Source organism: Streptomyces sp. NPDC007945, from assembly GCF_042958885.1.
GTDB lineage: Bacteria > Actinomycetota > Actinomycetes > Streptomycetales > Streptomycetaceae > Streptomyces.
Genome location: NZ_JBIBJV010000002.1, coordinates 308,363 through 333,336, shown reverse-complemented (window position 1 = coordinate 333,336; position 24,974 = coordinate 308,363). Strand labels below are relative to the sequence as shown.

At 71.2% G+C, this 24,974-nt stretch carries 19 protein-coding genes; 14 read left to right on the top strand and 5 right to left on the bottom strand.

Annotated elements, in window-relative coordinates; all coding sequences use genetic code 11:
• The first annotated feature begins 215 nt into the window (after positions 1-215).
• From ACFZCF_RS06760 to ACFZCF_RS06750, 3 genes are all read left to right on the top strand, one after another.
• A complete protein-coding gene (locus ACFZCF_RS06760) occupies positions 216-869 on the top strand; it encodes a TetR family transcriptional regulator (protein WP_391285104.1) in 654 nt (217 codons plus the stop codon).
• A gap of 91 nt (positions 870-960) precedes the next feature.
• On the top strand, positions 961-2,799 hold the full coding sequence (locus tag ACFZCF_RS06755; protein ID WP_388436216.1) for a glycosyltransferase family 2 protein: 1,839 nt from the start codon (positions 961-963) through the stop codon (positions 2,797-2,799).
• A 3-nt stretch (positions 2,800-2,802) separates the two neighbouring features.
• Positions 2,803-4,770, top strand: a complete 1,968-nt coding sequence (locus tag ACFZCF_RS06750; protein ID WP_391285101.1) for a galactose oxidase-like domain-containing protein — start codon at positions 2,803-2,805, stop codon at positions 4,768-4,770.
• Between the two features lie 27 nt (positions 4,771-4,797).
• Here ACFZCF_RS06750 and ACFZCF_RS06745 read toward each other — a convergent pair whose 3' ends face one another.
• Both ACFZCF_RS06745 and ACFZCF_RS06740 read right to left on the bottom strand, forming a co-directional pair.
• The gene (locus ACFZCF_RS06745; RefSeq protein WP_388436210.1) at positions 4,798-5,823 is read right to left on the bottom strand and encodes a glycoside hydrolase family 6 protein; all 1,026 of its coding nucleotides are present in this window, start codon (positions 5,821-5,823) and stop codon (positions 4,798-4,800) included.
• An 89-nt stretch (positions 5,824-5,912) separates the two neighbouring features.
• The gene (locus ACFZCF_RS06740; RefSeq protein WP_391285100.1) at positions 5,913-6,908 is read right to left on the bottom strand and encodes a DUF5937 family protein; all 996 of its coding nucleotides are present in this window, start codon (positions 6,906-6,908) and stop codon (positions 5,913-5,915) included.
• Positions 6,909-6,988: 80 nt separating this feature from the next.
• On the opposite strand from ACFZCF_RS06740, the gene ACFZCF_RS06735 reads away from it, so the two are divergent.
• The 4 genes from ACFZCF_RS06735 (at position 6,989) to ACFZCF_RS06720 (ending at position 11,254) form a co-directional block, all read left to right on the top strand.
• Positions 6,989-8,563, top strand: a complete 1,575-nt coding sequence (locus tag ACFZCF_RS06735) for an MFS transporter (RefSeq protein WP_391285098.1) — start codon at positions 6,989-6,991, stop codon at positions 8,561-8,563.
• Positions 8,564-8,572: 9 nt separating this feature from the next.
• Positions 8,573-9,082, top strand: coding sequence for a MarR family winged helix-turn-helix transcriptional regulator (locus tag ACFZCF_RS06730; RefSeq protein ID WP_388436201.1), 510 nt, complete (start codon positions 8,573-8,575; stop codon positions 9,080-9,082).
• Between the two features lie 66 nt (positions 9,083-9,148).
• Positions 9,149-9,481 (top strand): DUF3817 domain-containing protein, encoded by a 333-nt coding sequence (locus tag ACFZCF_RS06725; protein ID WP_391285095.1) that lies wholly within the window; start codon positions 9,149-9,151, stop codon positions 9,479-9,481.
• Positions 9,482-9,553: 72 nt separating this feature from the next.
• On the top strand, positions 9,554-11,254 hold the full coding sequence (locus ACFZCF_RS06720) for a methylmalonyl-CoA mutase (RefSeq protein ID WP_388436194.1): 1,701 nt from the start codon (positions 9,554-9,556) through the stop codon (positions 11,252-11,254).
• Between the two features lie 64 nt (positions 11,255-11,318).
• Here ACFZCF_RS06720 and ACFZCF_RS06715 read toward each other — a convergent pair whose 3' ends face one another.
• A complete protein-coding gene (locus ACFZCF_RS06715; RefSeq protein WP_391285092.1) occupies positions 11,319-11,729 on the bottom strand; it encodes a TIGR03618 family F420-dependent PPOX class oxidoreductase in 411 nt (136 codons plus the stop codon).
• Between the two features lie 184 nt (positions 11,730-11,913).
• Positions 11,914-12,546: a TetR/AcrR family transcriptional regulator gene (locus ACFZCF_RS06710; RefSeq protein ID WP_388436188.1), complete on the bottom strand. Its 633-nt coding sequence runs from the start codon at positions 12,544-12,546 to the stop codon at positions 11,914-11,916.
• Positions 12,547-12,797: 251 nt separating this feature from the next.
• Here ACFZCF_RS06710 and ACFZCF_RS06705 point away from each other — a divergent pair, with 251 nt between their 5' ends.
• The 7 genes from ACFZCF_RS06705 (at position 12,798) to ACFZCF_RS06675 (ending at position 23,436) form a co-directional block, all read left to right on the top strand.
• Positions 12,798-13,766 (top strand): tetratricopeptide repeat protein, encoded by a 969-nt coding sequence (locus ACFZCF_RS06705; protein WP_391285090.1) that lies wholly within the window; start codon positions 12,798-12,800, stop codon positions 13,764-13,766.
• 626 nt (positions 13,767-14,392) lie between these two features.
• Positions 14,393-15,067: a DUF6230 family protein gene (locus ACFZCF_RS06700; RefSeq protein ID WP_391285089.1), complete on the top strand. Its 675-nt coding sequence runs from the start codon at positions 14,393-14,395 to the stop codon at positions 15,065-15,067.
• A 107-nt stretch (positions 15,068-15,174) separates the two neighbouring features.
• Positions 15,175-15,717: a DUF6114 domain-containing protein gene (locus tag ACFZCF_RS06695; protein WP_391285086.1), complete on the top strand. Its 543-nt coding sequence runs from the start codon at positions 15,175-15,177 to the stop codon at positions 15,715-15,717.
• Positions 15,707-17,059, top strand: coding sequence for a hypothetical protein (locus ACFZCF_RS06690; RefSeq protein WP_391285084.1), 1,353 nt, complete (start codon positions 15,707-15,709; stop codon positions 17,057-17,059). Before ACFZCF_RS06695 ends, ACFZCF_RS06690 begins: the two co-directional genes overlap by 11 nt.
• Positions 17,060-17,297: 238 nt before the next feature.
• The gene (locus ACFZCF_RS06685; protein ID WP_391285082.1) at positions 17,298-18,200 is read left to right on the top strand and encodes an FG-GAP-like repeat-containing protein; all 903 of its coding nucleotides are present in this window, start codon (positions 17,298-17,300) and stop codon (positions 18,198-18,200) included.
• Between the two features lie 106 nt (positions 18,201-18,306).
• Complete coding sequence (locus ACFZCF_RS06680) at positions 18,307-22,752, top strand: polymorphic toxin-type HINT domain-containing protein (RefSeq protein WP_391285080.1); 4,446 nt, start codon at positions 18,307-18,309, stop codon at positions 22,750-22,752.
• A gap of 12 nt (positions 22,753-22,764) precedes the next feature.
• Entirely contained in the window at positions 22,765-23,436 is a 672-nt protein-coding gene (locus ACFZCF_RS06675; protein ID WP_391285078.1) for a hypothetical protein, read from the top strand.
• Positions 23,437-23,506: 70 nt separating this feature from the next.
• Here the strand turns inward: ACFZCF_RS06675 and pyk are convergent, their stop codons facing one another.
• Positions 23,507-24,934, bottom strand: a complete 1,428-nt coding sequence (gene pyk, locus ACFZCF_RS06670; protein WP_391285076.1) for a pyruvate kinase — start codon at positions 24,932-24,934, stop codon at positions 23,507-23,509.
• Positions 24,935-24,974: the final 40 nt, after the last annotated feature.

Here is a 24,974-nt window from a genome sequence, read left to right as displayed (position 1 = left end):
CCCCTGGCCGCCCGGCCAGGGGCTTCGCGCTGCCCGCCGGGACTTTGAGCGGGTGTTCGACATCGGTTACCGTCCTCCTTGAGCGATCGCTCAAGACGGGAAAGTGGCCGTGGGACGCCACCGGGCATCCCCGTTCCCGGCCGCCGCCGGCCCGGTGTCTCCGCGGGGGAGCGCCACCGGGCCCGCGGCACGCCGCGGGGGTCAGGAGGGCGGGCATGGCGCGGGACGCCAAGGGGCGGGAGACCCGCGAGAAGCTGCTCGACGGGGCGCTGCGGGCGCTCGTCGACCACGGCATCGCCGGGGCCTCCGCGCGGACCGTCGCGGCCGCCGCCGGGGTCAACCAGGCGCTCGTCTTCTACCACTTCGGCTCCGTCGACGACCTGCTCGCCGCCGCCTGCCGACGGGGCGCCGAGCAGCGGGTGGCCCGCCACCGCGACCGGCTCCGGGCCGTCACCAGCCTCACCGACCTGCTCGCCTTCGGACGGGCCATGCACGCGGAGGAGCGCGAGGCCGGACACGTCGCCGTCCTCGCCCAGCTGCTCGCCGGCGCCCAGACCCACCCCCGGCTCGCCCCGGCCACCGCCGCCGGGCTCGACCTGTGGGCGGAGGAGATCGAGGCCGTGCTGCGGCGCGTCCTCGCCGGCGGCCCGCTGGACGGGGTCACCGACCCGGCCGGCCTCGCCCGCGCCGTCGCCGCCTCCTTCATCGGCCTCGAACTCTACGAGGGCGTCGACCCGGACGGCGCCGACACCGCGCTCGCCGCCCTGGAGCAGCTCGGCGCGCTGCTCGCCGCGGTGGAGGAGCTGAACCCGGTGGCGCGGAAGGCGGTCGCGTACACGCTGCGTCGATCGGGTGGACGCGCACGGTAGAACGCCCTCACTCGGAGCACTCCAGTCGACACGCCGGGGCATCTCCCCTTTTGTGGGGATATCGACCCGTTCGACGACAGCTGGAGGCACCGTGCGGCCGGGAGGCTACGACTACGACACCTACAGCCGACTCGCCGGTCCCCTCACGGAACCGGACACGGCGGAGTACCAGGTGCGGTACACGAGTCTGCTCTCGAAGGAGCCGCGCCGAATACGCGCCGTCCTCCTCATGGCGCTCGCCCCGCTGCTCTCCGCGGTGCTCCTCGCCTACCTGGTCTGGCCCACCCACTGGACCGTCCGCGAGGGCGACGACACCTGGCGGGTGCCGTACGACACGGTGATGCTCGTGTCGATCGGGCTCATCTGCTTCTTCATGCTGGTGAACGTCACCTCCATCGCCCACGCCACCATGGTCGCCCGCGACCCCGTCCCGGTGTACCCGGAGAAGGGCACCCGGGCCGCCTTCCTCACCACCTACGTGCCCGGCAAGGAACCCCTCGCCATGGTGCGGGCCACCCTGGAGGCCGCCGTCCGCATCCGCCACGACGGCACCCTGCACGTGTGGCTCCTCGACGAGGGCGACAGCGACGAGGCCAAGGCCCTCTGCGCCGAACTCGGCGTCCGCCACTTCACCCGCGCCGGCGTCCCCGAGTGGAACCGCGCGAAGGGCGCCCACAAGGCGAAGACCAAGCACGGCAACTACAACGCCTGGCTCGCCATGCACGGCGACGCCTACGACTTCTTCGCCTCGGTCGACACCGACCACGTCCCGCACCCGGCCTTCCTGGAGCGGATGCTCGGCTACTTCCGCGACCCCGACGTCGCCTTCGTCGTCGGCCCCCAGGTCTACGGCAACTACACCGGCGCCGTCACCAAGTCCGCCGAGTCCCAGCAGTTCCTCTTCCACGCCCTCATCCAGCGCGCCGGGAACCGCTACCGCGCCCCCATGTTCGTCGGCACCAACAACGTCGTCCGGATCTCCGCCCTCAAGCAGGTCGGCGGCCTGTACGACTCCATCACCGAGGACATGGCCACCGGCTTCGAGCTGCACCGCCACAAGAACCCGGCCACCGGCCGGCGCTGGCGCTCCGTCTACACCCCCGACGTCCTCGCCGTCGGCGAGGGCCCGGCCTCCTGGACCGACTTCTTCACCCAGCAGCTCCGCTGGTCCCGGGGGACGTACGAGACGATCCTCAAGCAGTACTGGAAGGCGCCGTTCAGCATGCCGCCCGGCCGCCTCCTCAACTACACGCTCATGCTCGTCTACTACCCCATGACGGCCGTGAACTGGCTGCTCGGCATCCTCAGCTGCGTCCTCTACCTGTGGCTCGGCGCCTCCGGCACCCAGGTCTCCTCCCAGGTCTGGCTCATGATCTACAGCGACGCCGTCGCCCTCCAGATCGGCCTCTACCTCTGGAACCGCCGCCACAACGTCTCCCCGCACGAACCCGAGGGCTCCGGCGGCCTCGCCGGCATGGTGATGTCCGCGCTCTCCGCGCCCATCTACCTGAAGTCCCTCGGCTCCGCGCTGCTGCGCACCCGGGGCCGCTTCGTCGTCACCCCCAAGGGCGGCTCCGCCAGCCCCGACCGCGTCCTCACCTTCCGCATCCACCTCTACTGGGCGGTCGTCCTCGTCGCCTCCCTCGCCGCCTCGGTCCACTACGACCACACCCACGCGGCCATGCGCACCTGGGCGGTCCTCGCCCTCGTCATCACCCTCGCCCCCCTCACCGTGTGGGCCTGGACCCTGCTGCGCGACCGGCGCGCCCGGACGCAGCGCGAACGGGCCCGCGCCCGGACCCGCGACCGCCGCCTCGCCGTCGCCCGCACGGCGATCGAGCTGCGCACCGTACCGCCGCTGCCGCAGTTCCCGCCCCTGCCCCCGCACCCGCCCGCGACCCCCGCGCCCACGACGACCGGAGGGAACTGATCCATGGCCTACCGGCCGTCCAAGAAGTTCAAGAAGACCCTGCTCGGCAGCGGCGCCGTCCTCGTCCTCGCGGCCCTCAACGCCCCCGCGGCGGTCTCCTTCGCCTCGGAGAAGTACCACGCCTACAAGATCGCCCAGCCCGGGTACAAGAAGAAGTACGGCTCCTGGGGCGGCGTCTCCGTCCCCGACGGGGCCCGCATCAACGCCATCCACGCGGCCCTCCTGCACACCGGCAAGGTCCTGCTCATCGCCGGCTCCGGCAACGACCAGAAGAACTTCGACGCCGGGACCTTCGACACCGTCCTGTGGGACCCGGTGAAGAACACCTTCAAGAAGATCCCCACCCCCGAGGACTTCTTCTGCGCCGGCCACAGCCAGCTGCCCGACGGGCGGCTCCTGGTGGCCGGCGGCACCGCCCGCTACGAGGTCCTCGACGGCGGGGTGACGAAGGCCGGCGGCGGCATGCGGGTGAAGAACGAGAGCCCCGACAAGGCCGTCACCCTCAAGAAGGGCACCCGCTTCCGCTCCCCGTCCGGGGTCGAGTACGTCACCACCACCGACGTCACCGTCCCCAAGGCGAAGCGCGAGTTCGAGATCTCGTACTTCAAGAGCGGCCAGATGAAGCCGTGGAAGACCAAGGTGACCGCGGCCGAGGCCCGGGTCTTCGTCGAGGCCGTCGAGGAGGGGCCGCAGGGCCTCACCACCGAGGCCGCCCAGTACGAGGTCGTCGGCCTCAAGGGCGAGCAGGCGGACGACGTGTACGGCCTCGCGCAGAAGCTCACCACCGAGAAGCAGGACTTCCAGGGCATCAAGGCCGCCTACGAGTTCGACCCCAAGGCGGAGAAGTACATCCCGGTCGCCCCCATGAAGGACGCCCGCTGGTACCCCACCCTCGTCGGCCTCCAGGACGGCAGGGTCCTCGCCGTCTCCGGGCTCAACGACGTCGGCGACGTCGTCCCCGGCGACAACGAGATCTACGACCCGAAGACCAAGAAGTGGACCAAGGGCCCCTTCCGCTACTTCCCCACCTACCCCTCGCTCTTCCTCACCAAGGGCGGCAAGCTCCTCTACACCGGCTCCAACGCCGGCTACGGCCCCGCCGAGAAGGGCCGGGCACCGGGCCTGTGGGACCTGAAGACCAACAAGTTCACCCCCCTGACCGGCCTCACCGACCCCGACCAGCTGGAGACCTCCGCCTCCCTGATCCTGCCCCCGGCACAGGCGCAGAAGGTGATGGTCCTCGGCGGCGGCGGGGTCGGCGAGTCCGCCAAGTCCACCGCCCGCACCTCCATCGTCGACCTGAACACCGACAGCCCGGCCTTCCGGGACGGCCCCGCCCTCCCGCAGGGCACCCGCTACCTCAACAGCGTCCTGCTCCCCGACGACACCGTCTTCACCACCGGCGGCTCGCGCGACTACCGCGGCCGCAGCGGCAGCGACATCCTGAAGGCGCAGTTCTACGACCCCGCCACCAACGCCTTCGCCGCCGCGGCCGACCCCACCGTCGGCCGCAACTACCACTCGGAGGCGCTGCTGCTGCCCGACGGACGGGTCGCCACCTTCGGCTCCGACCCGCTCTTCGACGACAAGGACAACACCAAGCTCGGCACCTTCGAGCAGCGCATCGAGGTCTTCACCCCGCCCTACCTGCACAAGGCCGGCGCCGACCGGCCGGCGCTCGGCGAGGGCCCCCGGGAGCTCGACCGCAACGGCCGCGCCACCTTCAGGACCAAGGACGCCGGCCGGATCGCCAAGGCCCGCCTGATGCGGCCCAGCGCCGTCACCCACACCACCGACGTCGAACAGCGCTCGGTGGCACTGGAACTGACCCGCGGCAAGGACGGCCTCACGGTCACCGTGGACGCCCCCGAGGACCGCACCCTCGTCCCGCCCGGCTGGTACATGCTCTTCGTCACCGACGAGGCCGGCATCCCCTCCGAGGCGAAGTGGATCCAGGTCCCGGGGGAGTGAGGCCGACGGAGGCGAGGAGCGCCGGGGTCAGGAACCGGCGCGGCGGGCCAGGCCGAGCGCGTACTCGGGCCACCAGGTCCCCGCGGCGGGGCCGCCCCGGCACTGCCCGTCCGAATCCCCCGGACGCTTGATCCACAGATACGCGTCCACCAGCGCGTCCCCGGTCCGGTCCGTCGGCGGCACGCCGAGCGACCGGCCCGGGGGATTGCACCAGGCCTCCGCCCGGTCCCCCGGGAGGGGGCCGGCGCCGTTCCGGCTCGTGTCCACGGTGAAGTGCATCCCCCCGAGCAGCCCCGACAGGGTCGCCCCGAAGTCCCGCACCACCGACGTCTCCTGGAAGTTCGACACGTTCAGCGAGAAGCCGTCCGCGCGGGCGATCCCGGCCCGCCGCAGCGGCTCCACCAGCTTCCCCGGGTCGTCGATCCACGCCGGGTTCCCCGCGTCCAGGTAGACCCGGGTGCCCGGCTGCCGCTTCAGCCGCTCGATCGCCTCCGAGAGCAGCGCCGACCGCTCCTCGTGGTACTGCCCCGGCGTGCAGCCGTCCACCATGTGCGGCACCGCGTCCGGCTCCAGGACCACCACCGCGGAGGCGTCCCCGATCGCCGAGGCGAAGGCGTCCACCCAGGCCCGGTACGTCTGCGCGTCCCGCGCCCCGCCCGCCGAGTACATCCCGCAGTCGCGGTGCGGGATGTTGTACGCCACGAAGACCGCCGTCCGGTCCTCGGCCTTCGCCCCGCGCACCGCCCGCCGGATCTCCGGCACCGGATCGTCCCCGGCCGGCCACTCCGCGACCGGCTGCTCGGCGATCCGCTTCAGCACCCGGGCGTCGTCGGCGCGGCCCTGCGCCTCGTACCGCCGCACCTGCTTCGCCGCGTCGCTCTCCGGATCCACCCAGAACGGCGAACCGCCGGTCGGCGCCGGCGCCTCGCCCCCCGTCGCGGCCGGCGGACCGACGGGGGAACGGGCGGGTTCGTCGGCGGAGCAGCCGCCGCCGGCCAGCAGCAGGACGGCGGCCAGGGCGACGGCGGTGACGGTGGCGGTGCGGCGGGACATCCGGCCCCCAGGGTCGGCAACGTGGGGAGTACGGGCGCGAGGTCCGTCAGGAGATCACCGGACGAACGGGGCTCATCGTGACATGGCGGTCACCCGGCGTCCGGCTGCGACACCGCGATCCCCAGCGGCGTCCGCTCGTACAGCACCTGGTGGCCGTACCGCCGCGAGGTCAGCAGCCCCGCGTCCCGCAACACCGCCAGGTGCGCCGACACCGACGACGGCGCCCGGCCGAGCCGGTGCGCGAGCGCCGTCGTCCCGGCCGGCTCGTCCAGCGCGCACAGCACGTCCGCCCGCACCGGCCCCAGCAGCCGCGCCAGCGCCTCCGGCGTGCGCTCGCGCGGCGGGCTCCACAGACCGCCGACACCGCGCACCGGATACACCACCGTCGGCTGCCAGGGCTCGTCGAAGCCGCTGATCACCTCCGGCCAGATGAACACCGACGGCATCAGCACCAGCCCTCGGCCGCCCAGCGCCCGCACGTGCTCGCCGCGATAGGAACCGACCTCCAGGACCGCCGCCCCCGGATCCCAGGAGAAGGACGGGTGCAACTCGCCGAGCAGCCGCTCCAGACCACCCTCCGCGAGCCGCCGCGAGTGGTACGCCACGTCCGCCTCCAGAAGCGCCCGCAGCCGGGGCCACTCGGGCGCGACCAGCGCCTCCCAGGCGGCCCGGAGCAGCTCCGCGAGCCGTACGACGGAGGCGGCGGGATCGGCGAGCAACCGCCGCCCCTCGGCGCTCCCGGCCGCCCCCGGCGTACAGGCGAGGGCCCGCGCGAGGTCCGGCCCGGCCAGCGCCGGATCGACCGCCCGCACGGCGGCCAGCTCCTCCTCGAAGGAGGCGGCGGGCCCCAGCGGCGGCGGATACAGGAAGTCCGGCGAGTGCCCCCGCTCCGGCATCAGCAGCTGGAGCGGCGCCAGGTCGAGCTCCCGCGCGGCCCCGGCGATCCGCCGCAGCCACGGCAGGTGGTACCCCTGCTGCCGGGGCCGCGCCAGCACCCGCACGGCCGACTGCGTCTCCCAGAGCGGCGACACGGCGAACCGGATCCGCAGCGGATCGGACTCCCCGAAGAGCAGGTGATACGGCACGGGCCCCGTCCGGACGCTCGAAGATTCGGCTGGACCCGAAAGTCTAGGCCCGCGGCCCCGCCCGCCCGCAGGGTGCGGTCATGACTCCGACGGACAGCCCGCCCCCCGTCCCGACGCCGACCACCGTGGTCGGCGCTCGGGCCGAGACCTCGACCGATGCCCAAACCCCGGCCCCGACCGAGGCCCTGGTCGGTGCCCGGCCCGAGACCCCGACCGGCACCCCGACCTCGACCGGCACCCCGGCCGGCGCTCGGGTGGGGGCCTCGACGGGCACCCCGGCCTCGACCGGCACCCCTGCCGGCGCTCGGGTCGGGGCCTCGACCGGCACCCCGACCGAGCCCGCGACCGGCGGCGGGACCGAGGACCACCGGGCCGAGGCCTCGAAGCACGCCCCCGCCACCACCGCTACCGGAGCCGTCCCCGCCGGACCGGCCCCCGCCGCCACCGGGCCCGCCCCCGCCGCCGGTTACCTCGACGTCTTCCGCGTGCGGGAGTTCCGGTGGGTGTTCGGGGCGCACCTGCTGTCGTTGCTCGGGCTCGTCGTCAGCGAGATCGCGCTCACCGTCCTCGTCTACGACCTCACCCGGTCCCCGCTGCTCTCCTCCCTCACCTTCGCCCTCGGCTTCCTCCCCTACCTCCTCGGCGGCACCCTCCTCGCCGGGCTCGCCGACCGGCACCCGCCCCGCCGGGTGCTCGTCGTCTGCGACCTGGTCTGCGCCGGGGCCGTTGCGCTCATGGTGGTGCCCGCCACCCCCGTCGCCGGACTGCTCGTCCTGCGCTGCGCCGTCGCCGCCGTCGCGCCCGTCTTCCAGGGCACCCGCATGGCGACGCTCGCCGACATCCTCGGCGACGGCGACCTCTTCGTCCTCGGCCGCTCGCTCCTGCGGATCGTCTCCCAGTCCGCCCTCCTCGCCGGCTTCGGCATCGGCGGCGTCCTCCTCACCGTCGTCCCCGCCCGCGGCGCCATCGCGCTCACCGCCGCGACCTTCCTCCTCTCCGCCCTGCTGCTGCGCCTCGGCACCGCCCGCCGCCCGGCCCGCGCCGCCGAAGGGCGGGAGGGGCCCGGCGCCACCTGGTCCCTGCTGCGCGACCGCCGGATCCGCCGGCTGATGCTGCTCTTCTGGCTGCCGCCGTTCTTCGTCGTCGTCCCCGAGGCGCTCGCCGCCCCCTACGCCGACGGGCTCGGCGTCTCCACCGCCGCCCTCGGCCTCCTCATGTGCGCCCTGCCGGTCGGCACCATCGCCGGCGAACTCCTCGCCGGCGCCCTCCTGAGCCCCGCCACCCGCGTCCGGCTCGTCGCCCCCCTCCTCCTCGCCGGCTTCCTCCCCTTCCTCCTGTACGCGCTCCGTCCCGGCACCGCGCTCGCCGCGCTCGCGCTCGTGGCGGCCGGCGCCGCCGGCGCGTACACCCTGGGCCTCGACGCCCGGTTCGTCGCGGCCGTCCCCGAGGAGCGGCGGGGGAGGGCGATGACCCTGATGACGGCGGGCATGATGACCGTGCAGGGCGTCGGCATGGCCGGCGCGGGCCTGGTCGCCGAGTTCGTCCCCGTCCATCTGGTGGTCGCCGGCGCGGGCCTGCTCGCCCTCCTGACCCTCGGTGTCCTGCTCGCGACCGAAGGACGAGACGGGGCTGACCGTCATGTGACCAATCGGTAAGGTCGACGCGTGCCGAAGCCGCTGAGTCTCCCGTTCGACCCCATCGCCCGCGCCGACGAGCTCTGGCAGAAGCGCTGGGGTCCGGTCCCCTCGATGGCCGCGATCACCTCGATCATGCGCGCCCACCAGATCCTCCTGGGCGAGGTCGACGCCGTCGTCAAGCCGTACGGGCTGACCTTCGCCCGCTACGAGGCACTGGTGCTGCTCACCTTCTCCAAGGAGGGCGAGCTGACCATGTCGAAGATCGGCGAGCGGCTGATGGTCCACCCCACGTCCGTGACGAACACGGTGGACCGCCTGGTCAGGTCGGGCCTGGTGGCCAAGCGCCCCAACCCCAACGACGGGCGCGGCACCCTCGCCTCCATCACGGAGAAGGGCCGCGAGGTGGTCGAGGCGGCCACCCGCGACCTGATGGAGATGGAGTTCGGCCTGGGCGCGTACGACGCCGAGGAGTGCGCCGAGATCTTCGCGATGCTCCGCCCGCTGCGCGTCGCCGCGGGCGACTTCGACGAGGGCTGACCCCGGCCCCGGCCGGGGCGGACCCCCGCGAAGATCGCCCCGGAACGGGCGGTTACGCTCGACGGCATGAAATCCAGCGTGCTGACCCGCTACCGCGTCATGGCGTACGTGACCGCCGTCATGCTGCTCGTGCTGTGCACCTGCATGGTCTTCAAGTACGGCTTCGACATGGGCGAGGACGTGACCTTCGCGGTCTCCCAGGCCCACGGCGTCCTCTACATCATCTACCTGCTCTTCGCCTTCGACCTGGGCTCCAAGGCCCGCTGGTCGTTCGGCAGGATCGTGTGGGTGCTGCTCTCCGGCACGATCCCCTTCGCCGCCTTCTTCGTCGAGCGCAAGGTCGTCGCCGACGTGAAGCCGCTGGTCAGCGGCGCGCAGCCGGTTCCGGCCAAGGCCTGACCCCCGCCCCCGTACAACTGTGCGGGGGTTTCTCATCGACATTTACTAGGACGTCCTAGTAAATTCGAAGGCATGGACGCTGACGCCATCGAGGAAGGCCGCCGTCGCTGGCAGGCCCGTTACGACAAGGCCCGCAAGCGCGACGCGGACTTCACCACGCTCTCCGGGGACCCGGTCGAGCCGGTCTACGGGCCCCGGCCCGGAGACACGTACGAGGGGTTCGAGCGCATCGGCTGGCCCGGCGAGTACCCCTTCACCCGGGGACTCCACCCCACCGGCTACCGGGGCCGCACCTGGACCATCCGCCAGTTCGCCGGCTTCGGCAACGCCGAGCAGACCAACGAGCGGTACAAGATGATCCTCGCCGCCGGCGGCGGCGGGCTCTCGGTCGCCTTCGACATGCCCACCCTCATGGGCCGCGACTCCGACGACCCCCGCTCCCTCGGCGAGGTCGGCCACTGCGGCGTCGCCATCGACTCCGCCGCCGACATGGAGGTCCTCTTCAAGGACATCCCGCTCGGCGACGTCACCACGTCGATGACGATCTCCGGCCCCGCCGTCCCCGTCTTCTGCATGTACCTGGTCGCCGCCGAGCGCCAGGGCGTCGACCCGGCCGTGCTCAACGGCACGCTCCAGACCGACATCTTCAAGGAGTACATCGCGCAGAAGGAGTGGCTCTTCCCGCCCGAGCCGCACCTGCGCCTCATCGGCGACCTGATGGAGCACTGCGCGCAGGGCATCCCCGCGTACAAGCCGCTCTCCGTCTCCGGCTACCACATCCGCGAGGCCGGGGCGACGGCCGCGCAGGAGCTGGCGTACACCCTCGCCGACGGCTTCGGCTACGTCGAGCTCGGTCTCTCCCGCGGCCTCGACGTGGACGTCTTCGCCCCCGGCCTCTCCTTCTTCTTCGACGCCCACCTCGACTTCTTCGAGGAGATCGCCAAGTTCCGCGCCGCCCGCCGGATCTGGGCCCGCTGGATGAAGGAGGTGTACGGCGCCAAGACCGACAAGGCGCAGTGGCTCCGCTTCCACACCCAGACCGCCGGCGTCTCCCTCACCGCCCAGCAGCCGTACAACAACGTCGTGCGCACCGCGGTCGAGGCCCTCTCCGCCGTCCTCGGCGGCACCAACTCCCTCCACACCAACGCCCTCGACGAGACCCTCGCGCTCCCCAGCGAGCAGGCCGCCGAGATCGCGCTGCGCACCCAGCAGGTGCTGATGGAGGAGACCGGCGTCGCCAACGTCGCGGACCCGCTCGGCGGTTCCTGGTACGTCGAGCAGCTCACCGACCGCATCGAGGCCGACGCCGAGAAGATCTTCGACCAGATCAAGGAGCGCGGTCTGCGCGCCCACCCGGACGGGCAGCACCCGATCGGCCCGATCACCTCCGGCATCCTGCGCGGCATCGAGGACGGCTGGTTCACCGGCGAGATCGCCGAGTCCGCCTTCCGCTACCAGCAGGCCCTGGAGAAGGGCGAGAAGCGCGTGGTCGGCGTCAACGTCCACCACGGCTCGGTCACCGGCGACCTGGAGATCCTGCGGGTCAGCCACGAGGTCGAGTGGGAGCAGGTCCGGGTTCTCGGCGAGCGGAAGGGCCGGCGCGACGAGGCGAAGGTCCGCGCCTCCCTCGACGCCATGCTGGCGGCGGCCCGGGACGGCTCCAACATGATCCCGCCGATGCTCGACGCGGTCCGCGCCGAGGCCACCCTCGGCGAGATCTGCGACGTCCTCCGCGAGGAGTGGGGCGTGTACGTGGAGCCCGCCGGCTTCTGAGCCGCCGCGACGACAGCACGGAAGGGCCGGTACCCGTACCGGCCCTTCCGTGCTGCCGCTTCCGTTACTTCGCCGCCGTGCCCAGCACCTTCACGGGGGTGATCCGGATGACCACCCGGACCCGCTCCGGCGGCAGTTCCCGGTACTCCCGGCCGGCGCCCTCGCCCTCGTACGACTCCGCCAGCGCGACCGCCAGCTCCCGTCCCTCGTCCTCGGCGACCGTGGCCGTGCCGCGTATCTCCGCATAGACCAGCGGGTCACGACGGTCGTGGACGGTCAGGGAGACCCGGGCGTCCGCCCGCACGTTCTTCACCTTCCGGCGGCCGTCCTGGCTGGAGATCAGCAGGTCGTCGCCGTCCCGGCCCACCCAGACCACCGAGGTCTGCGGGGAGCCGTCGGGCTGGACGGTGGCCAGCACCGCGGGGTTCACGTCGTCGAGCAGGGCACGGACCCGGTCCGGGAGTCGTGTCGTCATCCCGGCACGCTAGGGCCTGTCGTCAAACTCCCGCCTGCCCCACGACGCCCTGCACGCGCTCTCGCCGCACCGGGCACAAGGCCGAGTACGTCCCGTACGAGGCCTCGCGCCCGGCACGCCGAGAGCACGCACCTGACGCCGCGGGGCCGCCCTCCGGGCGACGGCGGGAGTTCGACGACAGGCCCTAACCCAGCACCGCCACCGCGCCCAGGCCCCCCACGAGCAGCGCGGAGAGCCGGGCCACCCACTGGCCGTCCACCGGCTCGGCGCTCACCAGGGCACGGTGCACCACGGCGCCGGCGACCACGTCGAAGATCAGGTCGTCGATGGCGTCCACGGTCGCCGGATCCCGCTCCGCGGGCAGTTCGCCGCGCTCCTGGGCGCGCCGCCGTCCGTCGAGCACCAGCCGCTTCTGCCGCTCCACGATCGAGGCGCGGATCCGCTCGCGCAGCGGCGCGTCCCGGGTCGACTCGGCGACCACGGCCATCAGCGCGGTCTTGGTCTCGGGGCGCTCCAGGAGCGCCGCGAACTGGTGGACGACATGGGCGATGTCGGCCGGCAGGGAACCCAGGTCCGGCAGTTCGAGTTCATCGAAGAGGACGGCGACGGCGTCGACGACGAGTTCGCTCTTGTTGGCCCAGCGGCGGTACAGCGTGGTCTTGGCGACCCCGGCGCGGACGGCGACGTCGCCCATCGTGAGCTTGGACCAGCCCAGCTCCACCAGGGCCGCGCGGGTCGCCTCCAGGATGGCCTCGTCGGCCTCGGTGGAGCGGGGGCGGCCGGTACGGGTGCTGCGGGGGGTGGTGCGGCTACACATGAACGACGACCATACCCGCCGGTAGGTTCGGCGCCAGAGGCCCGCGATGTGAGGCAGTTCACGGAGTCCGGGCCCCCTCCGCCCCGGCCCCGGCCATTACGCTACGACCCGTAGCGAAAGGCTTTGAGCGGCCTGAGCGACAACCATGCAGGACGCCGGGTGGGGACCCGGCGAGCGGAAGCGCCCTCGGCGGAGGGCGCTGTTCAGCCACGGCTTACCGGATCCGCGCGCGGAAGGGGGAGGATGTACTCATGCAGCCCCGAAACATGTCCATGAGCGGCGTCGTCGACCTCGCCGCGGTGAAGGCGGCCGGAGAGGCCAAGGCGAAGGCGGAGCAGGCGCGCGCCGAGGCGGCGCGCCACGGCGGGCCCGCCGCGGTGCCGCCCTCCGCCCTCGTGATCGACGTCGACGAGGCGGGCTTCGAGCGCGATGTGCTCCAGCGTTCCGCCGAGGTCCCGGTCGTCCTCGACTTCTGGGCCGAGTGGTGCGAGCCCTGCAAGCAGCTCGGCCCCCTCCTGGAGCGGCTGGCCGTGGAGTACGCCGGCCGCTTCCTCCTCGCGAAGATCGACGTCGACGCCAACCAGATGCTGATGCAGCAGTTCGGCATCCAGGGAATTCCGGCCGTTTTCGCGGTCGTCGCCGGCCAGGCGCTGCCCCTGTTCCAGGGTGCGGTGCCGGAGGGTCAGATCCGCGAGACCCTCGACCAGCTGATCCAGATCGGCGAGGAGCGGTTCGGCCTCACCGGCCTGGCCGTGGACGCCGGCGCCGAGGGCGCCGCGCCCGCCGCCCGTCAGGTCGCCGGCCCGTACGACGCCCTCCTGGAGGCGGCCGCGTCCGCGCTGGACGCGGGCGACCTCGCCGGTGCGGTGCAGGCGTACAAGAACGTCCTCGCCGACGACCCGGAGCACCCCGAGGCGAAGCTGGGCCTCGCCCAGGCGGAACTGCTCGGCCGGGTGCAGGGCATGGACCCGCAGGCGGTCCGGAAGAACGCGGCGGACAACCCGGCGGACGTCGCCGCGCAGATCGCCGCCGCCGACCTGGACCTGGTGGGCGGTCACGTCCAGGACGCCTTCGGGCGGCTCGTGGAGACCGTGCGCCGCACCTTCGGCGACGACCGGGACGCGGCGCGGCTGCGGCTCCTTGAACTCTTCGAGGTGATCGGCCCGGAGGACCCGCGGGTGATCGCCGCCCGCCAGTCGCTGGCGCGGGTGCTGTTCTGACCCCTGAATTCCCGCCCCGCGACTAAGCGCCTGCTCAGAGCGGGGAAAGGCGCCGGATCGTCTGATGATTTGGCGACACGGTGACAAGTGGCGGCCGCGCTTTACCAAATCTTGATAAACGCGGCCGCTGTTACTTGCAGTAAATCGAACTCGTGGTTCTGTCCGGGTTCGCCTTCTCATAAGTGGATTTTCCGCACCACGCACCCCCACCCTGCGTACCCGGGTGGCAGCAACACGCCATGGCGCGGTCACGCATCCGTTACTAGCGAGTAATGAACCCCTTGTGCGGGCGCCGGGAATGGACCACGATCGGCCACGCTCGGTCCGAACCGCACGCCCCGGCAACCGCCAGGACGCGCGGCGAGGGTCCCCACCGGGCGGACCGGCGGCCCACGCGGCCGGTCATCGGACAGGGGGGTTCCTGCTCCCACCGGGCAGGACCTGTCCACCGGGCCGTGCGCACGCGCGGCACATGGTTGTCGCTCGGGGGTGATCGCCGGTGATTCGGACGCGCGTCGCGCCTCCTGACGCCTCGGCGCTCTCCTTCCCGAGGACGTAGCTCTTCTCCCATCCCAGGCCGGGCCCCGGGCCCTCCTGGAGATGTACGTCCGAGAAGGAGGATTCTCATGAAGTCCCAGGTTCGTGGCGGGACCAGATGGAAGCGTTTCGCCGTCGTCATGGTCCCGAGCCTGGCGGCCACGGCCGCGATCGGTGTCGGCCTGGCCCAGGGCGCGCTCGCCGCGTCCTTCGCGATCTCCGGCCAGGAGTTCAAGGTCACGACGGACCGCCTCAAGGGTGACGGATTCGTCCAGTACGGCAGCGTGGCCGAGGGCCACACCCTGGAAGGCAAGCCGTTCGGCGCCCCGGTCGCCGTGTCCGGCTTCGACCACGCCGAGATCACCAACATGTGCCAGTCGGTGGTCACCCCGAAGATCCCGTTCATCGGTGACGTGACGCTCCGGCTGACGGCGGGCACCGAGAAGAACAAGCCGGTCGTGGCCGAGGGCATCTACCTCGATGTCTCCTCACTGAAGGCCGACGCCGAGTTCGAGCAGATCGACATCGGCATCGCGGCGGGCGTGGCCGGCAAGGCCGCCGACGGCAAGACGGACCTGCCGGGCCGCCCGGGCATCCAGGCCGGGACCAAGGCCAACCCGCACGGCTTCGCGCAGCGTGCCAAGACCGCCACCCTCACCGGCGTCGAGCAGAAGGCGTGGGCGACCACGGCCGCGACGTTCAAGCTCCCCAACCTGAACCTGTCCCTGCACCGGGGCACGGACAAGGAGTGCTTCACGGGCTGACCCGGTCGGCCGGGGTGCGGGCCGTCGAGGCGGTCCGCACCCGCACCGGGGCATGCCCCCGGCCTCTTCACCTTTCTCAGCAACACCGCTTCCAGGGAGCTGTTTCCATGAGCGCCGAGACCCTTGCCTCCCGCGAAGTCCCCAAGAAGGAGAACCGGTTCAAGGTCTGGCGGCAGACCCGGCCCTTCTGGGCGGGACTTTTCACCATGCTCGGTGGTGTGCCGATCGCCTACCTTCCGTACGGGGACGTGAGGCTTGGCAACATCACCCTCGCCATGGCGACGACCGCGGGCGCGGGCGCGCTGATCATTGGTGTCCTCCTCGTCACCCTCGGCCTGACGATGTGGTTCCAGCCCGTCGTCCGGGTCTTCGCGGGTGTCGCGGCGATCGTCCTGGCCCTGGTGTCCATTCCGGTGTCGAATTTCGGCGGATTCGTCGTCGGGTTCCTCTTCGCCCTCATCGGCGGCGCCCTGTCGGCGTCCTGGGCGCCCGCGCCCGAGCCGGAGGAGACGGACGAGCCGGCGGGGGCGGAGTACGACGGTGGGCCGGCGCGCGAGGACGGGACCATCATGACGGCCGGCGTCCCGGACCAGCGCGGGGCGACCGAGACCAGCATCGACGCCAACGGCGGGAGGAACAGTGCGGGGTGACGACACCCAGCCGACTGTCGCGAGGAGCGGACCGCGCCACGCGGCCCCTCGCAAGACGCTGCTGAACAGGATCCAGGGCCCCGCGGGCAAGGCGATGGCGCTCGCCGCCATGCCCACCGCGGTGCTCATGGGCATGGGCCTCGCGCCCAGCCCCGCGCTGGCCGACGAGAAGGACATCCCCTTCGCGCCCGGCCCCTGTGTGAGCCGCTCCGACGAGCCGGTGGCGGAGGAGACGACGGCCACGCCCACGGCGAAGGCCACCGAGACCGCGAAGCCGGAGCCGACGGCGACGGCCACCGCCACGGCCACCCGGTCGGCGGAGCCGACCGGGCAGCCGACGGCGACCCCGTCCGCGACCGCCACGCCCACCGCGACGGCGAGCCCGTCCGCCACCGCGGCGGCCCAGGGCGGCGCCCAGGCGGTGGCCGCCGATGCGGCGACGACCGCCACGGCCGCGCCCACCCCCACGCAGTCGGTCAACCCGCTCGACCCGCTGGGCGTCGGCGACGCCCTGAAGGACCTCTTCGGCGGGCTCGCCCCGAAGGAGCCGACGGCGACCCCGACGGCCACCGCGACGCCGACCGCCTCCGCGACGACGGCCGCCCCGCAGCTCGGGACCACGCCGGACGGGACGCAGACCGCGAGCGGCACCGCGGCCACGACGGCGGCGGACCCGAAGGCGGCGGACCCGAAGGCTGCCGACACCAACCCCGTCGACCCGAAGGCGGACACGACCAAGGCCGCCATCAAGGATGCCGCGGAGAAGGCCGGCGTGGAGGTCCGGGAGCTTCCCGAGAGCGCGCAGGGCCTGGAGGCCAAGCCGGACACCGACATACCCGACGGGGCCAAGCCCCGCTTCCCGTGCCCCGAGCGCGACGACGCGGCCCTCGCCGCCGCCGAGCTGGAGCCCGGCATCCCGCTGCTGCCGGACGAGCCGTGGCGCCTGGAGTCCTCGCGGCTCACGCTCAGCGGCCTGAAGTACCACGGCATCGTCGAGGTGAAGACGTACGGCGGCAAGGTCAAGAAGGTCCTGAAGTTCACGGCGACCTACATCGGGATCAAGGACCTGCACCAGATCACGGAGCACTCCGAGGGCCGCGAGGCCCACGTCCGCTCCCAGCGCGGCTCGACGTCGACCATCACGGACGGCACGGTGACGATGTACACGGAGGAGCTGAAGGGCAACCTCCTCGGCATCATCCCGATCACCTTCGGCCCCGAGTCTCCGCCCCCGGTGGACCTCCCGGCGGTCTTCTTCACCAACGTCAAGCTCAAGCAGGCCGGCCAGTTCGGCGGAACCCTCAGGGTCAAGGACCTCCGCAACACCATCGAGCCGGTCTGACCCCCCCGTACCACTCCGGGAGCCGCGCAACGGCTGCGGGCCGCATCCATCTTGGTGGGTCGAGGCCCGCAGCGTTGTTCACGAAAGGCTTGAAAACCCATTCAGATAATCAAACTTAAGTTCTATTTTGGACTTGCCGAGGCCGACCACCCGGTGCCAGGGCGCTGGGGGGCGGCCGTCGTGCAGTGATCCTCTTGTGTCCCGGGCAGGCAACCCCTGTGAGGACCCAAAAACTTTCATGATTCGTCAGACCGACCGTCCGTTCCGCAGAACGGCGGTCTACGTGACGGTGGCCCTGAGCGGGCTGCTCGCCGCCCTGTTCGTGGCCGCGAGACCGTCACTTCCCTGGGCGGCCGACCGCACGGACGCGATCGCCACCGCGCAGGTCCAGGCCGCTCCCGGTCCCGTGATGTTCCCCCTCTTCGCCCGCAAATCCGGCCGCCTCTACGACTACGAGCCCAAGGGCACGGGTGGCGTTCAGCCCATGGTCGACATGGGCGGCGGCTGGGCCGAGGCGGACGCCCTCGTTCAGTCCAACGTCTCCGAAGGCGGCAAGGGCAACGACGTCTACCACCGGAGCGACGGCACGCTCTACTACACCGCCGAACACGGCAACGACACCAAGGTCGTAGGCGGGGGCTGGCAGATCTACGACGGGCTGATCTCCGTGGGCAACATGGGAGGTTCGGTCGAACCGGACCTCGTCGCCCGGCACACCGACGGCACGCTCTGGCTCTACGCGGCCCGGCCGGACGGCTCCCTCCAGGCCCGCATGCGGATCGGCAGCGGAGGCTGGAACACGATGACCGCGCTGGCCGGCCGCGGTGACTACACGGGCGACGGCAAGACCGACCTCCTCGCCCGCCACTCGGACGGCACGCTCTACCTCTACCCCGGCACCGGCAACTACGTGGAGGACGGCGTCCTCGGTGCGCGCATCACCGTCGGCAGCGGCTGGAACATGCACAAGCTCATCGTCTCCACCGGAGACAACACCGGCGACGGCAGGACCGACCTGATCGCCGCGGACACGACCGGCCTCCTCTGGCTCTACAAGGGCACCGGCAACCCCAGCGTTCCCCTCGCCGCGCGCGTGCAGATCGGCACCGGCGGCTGGGCCGCCTTCGACCACCTCTTCTGACGGCGTCCCGCCCGCCCTCCCGCCACTTCCGTACGAGAACGGTTGATCCACCATGCGCAAGTACGCACCCCCGGGCGGCCGCCGCGTCCCCCGCAGATGGACGCGGTTGCTGAGCGCCACCGCCCTGACCACCGCTGTGGCGGTATCTCTCACGAGCAACCCACTTCCCCTGACGGCCGATGCCATGACGCCCGTCGCCGCCCTGGCCGACGCTCCGGGGAGCGGCACCTACGACCTCGATGCCGCCGCCAGGGTGCGCGCCGATCAGTGCCTCCTCAACCTGACGATCCGCCGGGGCGGCCAGGAGATGAAGGCTCTTTCCCGGAAGGGCCTGAACGGCTCCGAGGCCGAACTGCATGCCGCGGCGGTCACGGAAGGGTGGTGGAACGGCAACACCCCTCTCACCCTCGCCTGGGACAAGGACGACGCGTGGCGGCAGGCCAAGGGCCGTGAAACGTCCGCCAGGCACGACGTGTGGGAAGAGTCCCTCTCCATCCCTTCACAGACCACTCCGCCCGGCTACACGGTGACCGGGTTCGAATGGATCTCCAACGACGAGAACCCTTTCAACACGACTGGGCTGGAGGAAGGTCTCGGAGCGATGTACCTCCGCGACGAGTCCGACATCTACTACACGGACCAGACACCAGTCGCGAACGAGGAGTCGGTGGCGGCGGTCAACGCGATCGCCGCGGCCCGCTACTCCGAGGAACGGCCCGAGGACCGCCCGGCGCTTCACGCGCTGGAGTGGGACATGACCTTCATGCACCCGATGTATGCGGACGACGCCCGCCTCTTCCTCCAGCACGGCGGCTTCCCGACGACCGCGCCCGAACCGGGCACCATGGAGTTCCGCCTCGACGTCGAGGCGCTCAAGGCGCGGTTCGCCTCCTGCACGACGCACAACCCGCTGGACCCCTACAACGTGCTGGGCGCCGAGGTCGTCCAGGCCTCCGTCGAGTGGCAGAACGAGCTGGCCGGGCAGAGGGTCCAGCGAGACGTGATCATGGATGCCGAAGCGAAGGCCTCCGGGCACCTGCGCGTGGCCTCCCAGGCCATGGGCGAAGCGCTGGCCCAGTCCCTCATCGCGAACAGGCTCACCGACTGGGAGGCCTACTGGCTCCGGGTACCGACCTCGACCAGCTGGTATCCCGAGCCTGCCGACTTCGCGAAGGTCAGAACGAACATCATCCGCGCCCGGGAGCGGGCGCAGGGCCGGGTCTTCGTCGCCGGGCGCGCGGCGCTCGCCGCCCAGGACGAGGCGGAGCGGGCGGACAAGGCGAAGCTCGAGGCCTACGCCGTCGCCGACGCCGCCGGCCTGCCGCGCGGCCGCGGCCTCATGTACGGACAGCAGGCTGTCCAGGTGGCCAAGGCGTCCGCCGCCGCCGCGCAGGCGGCTTTCAAGGCGACCGAGACCGCCGCGCACGCCACTCGCGCGTCTGCGGCCGACAGCAAGACTCTGCGCGCCCTCGCCGAGACGCAGGCGCACGCCTCCAAGGCGGAATTCCGTCGCAAGGCCGCCGAGGAAGCCGAGGCGCAGGCCAAGGCCGCTGCCGAGGGAGCGGCGTACCAGGCCAAGCTCGCCGCGGACAACGCGGCCAAGGCGAAGGCGGCCCAGGACCGAGCTGCCGCGGCCGAGGCGGAGGCCAAGGTCGCGGCAGACGACGCGACGGCCAAGCGGAAGAAGGCCGAGGCCGAGCGCGACTATGCCAAGTCCCAGAAGGAACTGGCAGATACGGAGCGGGCCAAGGCCGGCGCCGCGAGGCAGAAGGCGCAAGCCGAACGCCAGGTCGCAGCGGACAAGCTGAGTGCCGCGCAGACCGCCGGTTCCACAGCCGCCACGAAGAAGGACGAGGCGCTTGCCGCTGAACGGAACGCGGTGACGGCCAGGGACAAGGCCATCATCGCGGAAGGCCGGCGTGACGCCCTGGAGGCCAAGGCCTACGCGCTGGAAGCCAGAGCGGAGGCGGACGAGGGCACCGATGCCGCCGCCGCGTCTCGGGCCGCGGCCACGGAGGCGCGCAATGCCGCCAACGAAGCGCGCACCGCTGCGGCGAACGCCCGTGCTGCCGCGGATTCGGCCACGACGGCCTCGGCCAACGCCAGGGCGGCCGCCACTCGTGCCGACGCCGCGGCCAAACGCGCACAGTCCGCCGCCGACGCCGCCAAGCGCGATGTCGCCGTCACGGAGGCCGCCGTGGCGAAGGCCACCGTTGCCGTGGCGGACGCCATCGACGCCGCCGACCAGGCGAAATGGAACGCCATCACGGCGAAGGCGCAGGCCGCCACGGCTCGGGACAAGGCGGCCCAGGCCAAGGCGCATGCGAACGTCGCCCGCCAGGAGGCGGCAGCCGCGGTCGCGGAGTCCGTCCGTGCAGCCGGCTTCGCCCATGCCACCGCGCAGGCGGCAGCCGCGGCCCGGAGTTCCGCCCAGCAGGTGATCAAGCCCGCCAACGATGCCATCGAGCTCGGCTCTCCCTATGCGGAAACCGATACCTCAGCGGGCCTCGCGGTGCTCATCGGCCAGTCGTCCAAGACCCTTGCCCAGCAACAGGCAGCCCTTGCGAAGGCCAAGTCCGTGCAGGCCGCTGCCGCGGCGGCCGAAGCGAAGGCGGTCGCGGCCAGGGCGACCGCCGATGCGAAGGCGGCCGCGGAAGCCGCGGCCCGCAGCGCCGAGTACGCCGCGGCGGCCACTGCTTCCGCCGAGGCCGCGCAGACGTCCGCGAACGCTGCAGCGAAGTCGGTCGAGGCGGCCAAGCAGTCCCTGGCCAGGACAGCGGAGTATCACCAGCGGGCTACGGCGGATGCTGAAGCGGCGCAGGGGGCGGCGAACTCCGCAGGTGGCTATGCGTCGCAGGCGGATGCTGCGGCCACCGAAGCGGAGAGGGACGCGGCCTCGGCCCGAGCTTCGGCGACGGCGGCCGAGGGCGACGCCCGCACCGCCAACGGCGTGGCGACCCGGGCCGAGCAGGATGCGACCGCGGCCGAGGCCTCGGCCGTCAGGGCCGACGAGGCCGCGACCGCGGCAGAGGAGTCGGCGACCCGCGCAGAGAACGCCGAGGCTCAGGAAACCATCTCCACAGGCGGCGCGACCGGCATCGGCGGAGTCTTCACCAGGCAGAGCATGGAGCAGGTCGGTGAGGCAGAACCTCAGAATCCGTGTGTCTTGGACATCGGATTCGACGGCTGCACGGTCAAATTCAAGCTGACGTTCCACGTCGATGTCGATTTCTACCTCTGCCTGGACCCGGACATCGGATCCACTCCGACGGCAGCCACCTGTCCGACCGCGGCGACCACGTGGCTGGGCAGTCAGCGGTTCGAGAACCAGGTTTCCTATATCGACCACTACTTCAAGCGGTGGGAAATAGTCCTGGAGCTGGACAAGGCGTTCCTGAAGACCGTGTGGCACGTTCTGACGGACGACTTCGTGCAGTGCTCCAAGGGGAGCGTCTCCGGGTGCCTGTGGGCCGCAAGCAACTTCATCCCCGGCAAGAAGATCGCAGATGCGGTCGACGCGATTCGCGCGCTCGATGCGGCGTTGAACACCGGAATCGCCGTGACGGATGCGTACCGGGCTCTCAAGAACCTGGGCCTCGATCCCCAGATCATGGCCGCGATCACCAGAGAGGCGAATCTGGTCGAGGACGCTCTAGCCGCATGCACCACCAACAGTTTCCTCGGTGAAACGCCGGTCGTCATGGCCGACCGATCGATTCGGCCGATCCGTGACGTGCGGATCGGTGACCTCGTGCTCGCGGCCGATCCCGACAGCGGCGAACGCCGTGGGATGCGGGTCACCTCGACCTTCCGTCATGAGACGAAGGACTTTGTAGAGGTTCGCCTTGTCGATGGCTCCACATTGGTCACCACGCCGGGGCACAGGGTCCATGTCATGGGGCGAGGCTGGACATTCGCCTCGGACCTTCGGCCTGAGGATCTCGTGATCGGTGCCGATGAGGTCACCGGCAAGGTGGCTTCGGTGAGGGATCGGGGCGGCGACGCTGCGAACGTCGTTTATGACCTGACCGTGGAAGGCCTGCACACGTTCTTCGTCGGAACCCGAGGGGCATCTCCTCGGAGTGTCCTGGTTCACAACTGTCTGAACCTTCTTGCACATGAGGGGTCGAAGACTGGACACACGATCGCGGAGCACGTGAACCCCACGATGGAGCAAGCGATCGTTCTTGCGCGGGAAAAGCTCAAAAAGAATCCGAACGGCCCCGGTGTGAATTCCGTCTGGACTGACATGTCCACTGCTCAGGAATCTGTGGACGCGGCCATGAAGAAATTCCTTACGGGTGGGTCACCCGACCAGAATCAGAAGAATCGCAAGCGTCTGCAGAAATGGATGGCGGATAATCCAGCTGATTCTCCCCTTGCCCAGCTTCTCACGTTCAAGGTGAGGCTTGACAGCCCGGAGTCGCTCGGTACTGTCTATTCTCACGACAGAAGGGTTTGGAATGCCGGAAACACCGTCGTCATCAACCTGCAGCGGACATCTATGAACAAGCATGGCGGATACATCGTCTACACGGCCTACCCGGAGTAATGGATCATGGTGATGTCGCGCAGTGACATCTGGGTGGATTTCGGTCTCACCGGGCTTGCCAAGTGGCTTTCCGTGCAATCGGTGGGCGGTCTCGGTCCGCGTGACGTCGTCGGCGAAGCCATCAGATGGGGAGAGGGGGCCTACGCACCCACCCTGCTGTCGGACGCCGAGCTTCTCCTGGAGTCGTCATTGGCCACCGAGGTCGTCAACGTTCTGTGGAGTGCCGCGGTGAGACGGGCGTACGTGGAAGAGGATCCGTGGCTCGATGGAAGGGCCTGGCTGCGCGAGATCGTGAGGCTGGTCACGGAGCGGTACGGAGCGGGGGAGCTGAGCGATCTTCGCGGTGGCGGCCCGGGTGCCGGTCTGGCGATGAGGGATGCCGTTCTGGCGGAGATCGAGGTCATGGCCGCTCCCCTGGCGGCCGCGACCGAGAGTGACCGTTACGGTGCCGTCCGCGGCGTCGTGCCCGCTCTGCGGCGCGTCGTTACAGAGGTCGATCCCGACCTCGGCTTCCGGCTCTTCCTGAGGGCGCTGAAGGCCTACGGGGTTCCGATCACGGAATCCCGCTATGTCCGCTACCACGAACTCGGGGAACACCTCGGGTACCACGAGCTCGTGGTGGATGATGGCTCGCTCTGGGTGCTGGGCGAGGGGGAGTCCCCGCCGCCCCCGCAAGAGGCGTAGCGGAAACGGCCGGTGGGCCGCACCCCGAGAGGGGGTGCGGCCCACCGGCCGTTCACTGTCCGCGGGCGCGTCAGGCGCCCTCGCCGCCCAGGTGGTGGACGCGGACCATGTTGGTGGTGCCGGGGACGCCGGGCGGGGAGCCGGCGGTGATGACCATGGTGTCGCCGGCGTTGTAGCGCTGGAGCTTGAGGAGCTCGGCGTCGACGAGGTCGACCATGGCGTCGGTGTTGTCGACGAAGGGGACCAGGAAGGACTCGACGCCCCAGCTCAGGGCGAGCTGGTTGCGGGTGCCCTCGTCGGTGGTGAAGGCGAGGATCGGCTGCTGGGTGCGGTAGCGCGAGAGGCGGCGGGCGGTGTCGCCGGACTGGGTGAAGGCGATGAGGGCCTTGCCGTCGAGGAAGTCGGCGATCTCGCAGGCCGCGCGGGCGACGGAGCCGCCCTGGGTGCGGGGCTTCTTGCCGGGGACCAGGGGCTGGAGGCCCTTGGAGAGGAGCTCCTCCTCGGCCGCGGCGACGATCTTCGACATCGTCTTGACGGTCTCGATCGGGTAGGCGCCCACGCTCGACTCGGCGGAGAGCATGACCGCGTCCGCGCCGTCCAGGATCGCGTTGGCGACGTCGCTCGCCTCGGCGCGGGTCGGACGGGAGTTGGTGATCATCGACTCCATCATCTGGGTGGCGACGATGACCGGCTTGGCGTTGCGGCGGCACATCTCGACGAGGCGCTTCTGCACCATCGGGACCCGCTCCAGCGGGTACTCGACGGCGAGGTCGCCGCGGGCGACCATGACGGCGTCGAAGGCGGCGACGACCTCGGTCATGTTCTCGACGGCCTGCGGCTTCTCGACCTTGGCGATGACGGGGACCCGGCGGCCCACCTCGTCCATCACCTTGTGGACGTCCTTGACGTCGGCGGCGTCGCGGACGAAGGAGAGGGCGACCATGTCGCAGCCCATCCGGAGGGCGAAGCGGAGGTCCTCGACGTCCTTCTCGGAGAGGGCCGGGACGTTGACCGCCGCGCCGGGCAGGTTGATGCCCTTGTGGTCGGAGATCACGCCGCCCTCGATGACGACGGTCTTGACCCGGGGGCCCTCGACCTCGACGACCCGCAGTTCGACGTTGCCGTCGTTGATGAGGACCTGGTCGCCCTTGGAGACGTCGCCCGGGAGGCCCTTGTAGGTGGTGCCGCAGATGGACTTGTCGCCGGGGACGTCCTCCGTGGTGATGGTGAACTCGTCCCCGCGGACCAGCTCGACCGGGCCCTCGGCGAAGGTCTCCAGGCGGATCTTGGGGCCCTGGAGGTCGGCCAGCACACCGATGGCGCGGCCGGTGTCGGCGGCGGCCTTGCGGAGACGGTCGTACCGCTCCTGGTGCTCTGCCTGGGTTCCGTGGCTCATGTTGAAACGGGCCACGTTCATACCGGCCTCGATGAGAGCCTTCAGCTGCTCGTACGAGTCGACGGCGGGGCCCAGTGTGCAGACGATTTTGGAACGGCGCATGAGGCGGATCCTATCGGTTTGTTTCACTGCGGAATATTCC

Excerpts from the sequence above, each read along its gene's own strand:
- pyk (WP_391285076.1), bottom strand. The coding sequence starts at position 24,934 with ATGCGCCGTTCCAAAATCGTCTGCACACTGGGCCCCGCCGTCGACTCG.
- ACFZCF_RS06725 (WP_391285095.1), top strand. The coding sequence starts at position 9,149 with ATGAAATCCAGCGTGCTGACCCGCTACCGCGTCATGGCGTACGTGACC.
- ACFZCF_RS06720 (WP_388436194.1), top strand. The coding sequence starts at position 9,554 with ATGGACGCTGACGCCATCGAGGAAGGCCGCCGTCGCTGGCAGGCCCGT.
- ACFZCF_RS06715 (WP_391285092.1), bottom strand. The coding sequence starts at position 11,729 with ATGACGACACGACTCCCGGACCGGGTCCGTGCCCTGCTCGACGACGTG.
- ACFZCF_RS06760 (WP_391285104.1), top strand. The coding sequence starts at position 216 with ATGGCGCGGGACGCCAAGGGGCGGGAGACCCGCGAGAAGCTGCTCGAC.
- ACFZCF_RS06745 (WP_388436210.1), bottom strand. The coding sequence starts at position 5,823 with ATGTCCCGCCGCACCGCCACCGTCACCGCCGTCGCCCTGGCCGCCGTC.
- ACFZCF_RS06675 (WP_391285078.1), top strand. The coding sequence starts at position 22,765 with ATGTCGCGCAGTGACATCTGGGTGGATTTCGGTCTCACCGGGCTTGCC.
- ACFZCF_RS06685 (WP_391285082.1), top strand. The coding sequence starts at position 17,298 with ATGATTCGTCAGACCGACCGTCCGTTCCGCAGAACGGCGGTCTACGTG.
- ACFZCF_RS06695 (WP_391285086.1), top strand. The coding sequence starts at position 15,175 with ATGAGCGCCGAGACCCTTGCCTCCCGCGAAGTCCCCAAGAAGGAGAAC.
- ACFZCF_RS06735 (WP_391285098.1), top strand. The coding sequence starts at position 6,989 with ATGACTCCGACGGACAGCCCGCCCCCCGTCCCGACGCCGACCACCGTG.
- ACFZCF_RS06750 (WP_391285101.1), top strand. The coding sequence starts at position 2,803 with ATGGCCTACCGGCCGTCCAAGAAGTTCAAGAAGACCCTGCTCGGCAGC.
- ACFZCF_RS06710 (WP_388436188.1), bottom strand. The coding sequence starts at position 12,546 with ATGTGTAGCCGCACCACCCCCCGCAGCACCCGTACCGGCCGCCCCCGC.
- ACFZCF_RS06700 (WP_391285089.1), top strand. The coding sequence starts at position 14,393 with ATGAAGTCCCAGGTTCGTGGCGGGACCAGATGGAAGCGTTTCGCCGTC.
- ACFZCF_RS06705 (WP_391285090.1), top strand. The coding sequence starts at position 12,798 with ATGCAGCCCCGAAACATGTCCATGAGCGGCGTCGTCGACCTCGCCGCG.